The 2,631-nt window shown below is 35.5% G+C and carries 5 protein-coding genes; 4 read left to right on the forward strand and 1 reads right to left on the reverse strand.

What is annotated here, in order from left to right:
- Positions 1-287: plasmid pRiA4b ORF-3 family protein (locus tag R5R67_RS19105; RefSeq protein WP_318755174.1), on the forward strand; the 287-nt coding region annotated here is incomplete at its 5' end.
- A 180-nt stretch (positions 288-467) separates the two neighbouring features.
- Entirely contained in the window at positions 468-1,079 is a 612-nt protein-coding gene (locus R5R67_RS19110; protein ID WP_004740252.1) for a recombinase family protein, read from the forward strand.
- Positions 1,080-1,153: 74 nt separating this feature from the next.
- Here R5R67_RS19110 and R5R67_RS19115 read toward each other — a convergent pair whose 3' ends face one another.
- Positions 1,154-1,807 carry a hypothetical protein gene (locus R5R67_RS19115; protein WP_005086345.1) on the reverse strand — a complete coding sequence of 218 codons (654 nt, stop codon included), beginning with the start codon at positions 1,805-1,807 and terminating at the stop codon, positions 1,154-1,156.
- A gap of 227 nt (positions 1,808-2,034) precedes the next feature.
- Here R5R67_RS19115 and R5R67_RS19120 point away from each other — a divergent pair, with 227 nt between their 5' ends.
- Positions 2,035-2,355: a type II toxin-antitoxin system RelE/ParE family toxin gene (locus R5R67_RS19120; RefSeq protein WP_000897309.1), complete on the forward strand. Its 321-nt coding sequence runs from the start codon at positions 2,035-2,037 to the stop codon at positions 2,353-2,355.
- Positions 2,348-2,620, forward strand: a complete 273-nt coding sequence (nadS, locus tag R5R67_RS19125) for a NadS family protein (protein WP_004641921.1) — start codon at positions 2,348-2,350, stop codon at positions 2,618-2,620. The genes R5R67_RS19120 and nadS overlap by 8 nt, the downstream gene beginning before the upstream one ends.
- Positions 2,621-2,631: the final 11 nt, after the last annotated feature.

A 2,631-nucleotide genomic window follows, 5' to 3' on the forward strand; every position in this document is an offset into this window, starting at 1 on the left:
AAAAAATTATATATACATATGATTTTGGCGATTGTTGGGAACATTTGATTACTGTAGAAAGCAGACAATCTCCTGATTTAAATAAAAAATATCCATGTTGTATAGATGGTCAAAATCATGCTCCATTTGAAGATATTGGAGGAATTTTTGGATATCTTGATATTTTAGATGCATTACAAGACCCCAAACATCCAAGATATGACGATTACATGCAAATTATCGAGGATGAAATAGGAGAGATAGAGTTTGATCCGACCTACTTTAATTCACATGATATTAAGTTTTAAACCTGATTTAACATAAGGGCTGTTATACGAATTCCCAAGGCATGGCTTTTAGTCATGCTTTTTTTATCAAAAGAGTATAGCTGAATGATAGCGAGCCAAATCGCATACAATATCTATTATTAGACTTAATGTAATAATTAAATGATAGTGTTATCATTAATCTAATAGAATTAAGATTAAATGATAGAAATGAATACACGTATTTATCTACGAGCTTCAACTAAAGATCAAGATGCAGAAAGGGCTTTGCAGATTCTTCAGGATCTAAACCAAAACTTGAATTTGGGTGAAACCATTGTGTACGTAGAAAACTATAGTGGTACGAAGTTAGACCGACCTGAATTGAATAAGCTACTGTCAGAAGCAAATCAAGGTGACACCTTGTTAGTTGAAAGTATTGACCGCTTATCACGCCTAACCCAACGAGATTTTCAAGAGCTGAAGCGCAGGATCCAGGAGAAGGGACTTCGTTTAGTCGTAGCAGATCTTCCTACTACCTACCAAATGATTCAAACCAGTGACAGCATTACTCATTCAATCCTGGAACTCATCAACAATATGTTGATTGATCTCCTGGCAACAATGGCTCGCCTAGACAATGAGAAACGTATAGAACGTATTAAGCAGGGCCTGGCACGTTCAGGTTACAAGCCAACAGGTAAGAAAGCCAATGAGGCTAAGCACAAACGAATAAAAGAATTGCTAGCAGCTGGCAATATGACTAAGGAAGAAATTGCCAAAGCAGTGAATTGTGGAGTTGCAACTGTCTATCGAGTTGCTAAAGTTATCTAAAAGCGGACATTTTTACTTTGGAGAAACCGGACATTTCTATTTTGAAGTTACAAGATTGCTTCACATAAGAGATTTTATGTTAAATCACTGATGTTTGATTTTAGAATAATATTATGAATTGCTTTTATCTCTTCCTCTTTTTGAGCTTGAAACTTTCCATAAGTTGAAAAATGTAAATGCTTATAGATTAAAGGTTTTTTTTCATGAAAAACTTTAAGAGTATGTCCTTCTATTTGTTTAGCATCATTCATCCATGAAAATATAGATGTTTTTTTCATTAATTTAAAAACAGCATCAGAGATAAATACAGCTTTAGTGTGTTCTGAAAAAATGGCTTTATGAATGTATTGTAGATGATTTTTATCAAGATCAGAGCTTTTCAAATCATTTCTACCAGTTGTGGGAAGATGAAGAAGCTCGATAAATGAAATACGAGAAGCATCTTTGCAAGAAAGTCTAATTTTTGAAAATTCTTTATGATATTTTCGCCCATCTCCTTTATATCCATCTAATAAAAAAGGATGATGTACATTGTATTTCTGCCAAAATGAAATAGCATCCTCATGATATTCAATGATTTTAGAAAATATTTTTTGTTCTTCAATATTGGGAGCGTAATTGGCATCTAAGCCAATAAATAAAAACTCTGCTTGAGTAGGACAACATCCCTGATAAGGTTTTTGGCGGAAAGCGTGAATTAGTTTTTCACTTGGATGAACGTTATACATATTTTTATCAGTAGACGTAATGCAAAGAATATTAGTTTATCCGATATAGACACCAACATATTAAACCGTCCGATAAGAAAATCGCAAAAGCGCATATTCTAAAAGTGGACATTTTTATTGGTGAGAATATAGACATTTTGAATGGGTTCTAACAGAGAGCTGTAATCTCTCGTTTTTTTGTTCTAAAACTGCTAAAATTCTTATACGCCATTGACGTACTTGCACCCATGTTATTTATTGAAACCAGTATTTTTACCAAGCAAATTAAAGAGCTTGTGAGTGATGAAGAATATCGTCAGCTTCAGCAAGATCTCTTGGTACAGCCCGATAAAGGCGACTTAATCAAGAATGGCGGTGGTATTCGTAAAGTACGTTGTGCTCAAGGTAACAAGGGTAAAAGTGGTGGTATCCGGGTGATCTATTATTGGGTCACAGAGGATGATCAGATCTTTTTCCTGGTGGCTTATCCAAAGTCTGTCAAAGATAATCTGACAGACAAAGAGACCTCGATCCTACGTCAATTAGTGAAGGAGCAATTTCATGGATAACAACTTATTTGATGACCTGGTTGCTTCAATTAAAGAAGCTGGGGCCATCAAACGTAATGAGATAAAGGCAAGCCGCGTGACTGAGCTTGAATTGCCGGATATTAAAGAAGTACGTGAGAAAACTGGCTTAACCCAGGCAGAATTCGCCGCACGTTTGCATATCAGCGCGAGAACCCTACAAAACTGGGAACAAGGCCGTCGCTATCCGACTGGTCCTGCAGCGACTTTAATTCGTATTTTAGATGCTCATCCAACTTTAATTTAAGAAGTTTAGAT

The sequence above is a fragment of the Acinetobacter sp. OYA S30 genome, from assembly GCF_033599315.1.
Lineage (GTDB): Bacteria > Pseudomonadota > Gammaproteobacteria > Pseudomonadales > Moraxellaceae > Acinetobacter > Acinetobacter baumannii.

Bases quoted from the DNA above. Each gene is read 5' to 3' on its own strand.
- nadS (WP_004641921.1), top strand. From the start codon at position 2,348: ATGGATAACAACTTATTTGATGACCTGGTTGCTTCAATTAAAGAAGCT.
- R5R67_RS19110 (WP_004740252.1), top strand. From the start codon at position 468: ATGATAGAAATGAATACACGTATTTATCTACGAGCTTCAACTAAAGAT.
- R5R67_RS19120 (WP_000897309.1), top strand. From the start codon at position 2,035: ATGTTATTTATTGAAACCAGTATTTTTACCAAGCAAATTAAAGAGCTT.
- R5R67_RS19115 (WP_005086345.1), bottom strand. From the start codon at position 1,807: ATGTATAACGTTCATCCAAGTGAAAAACTAATTCACGCTTTCCGCCAA.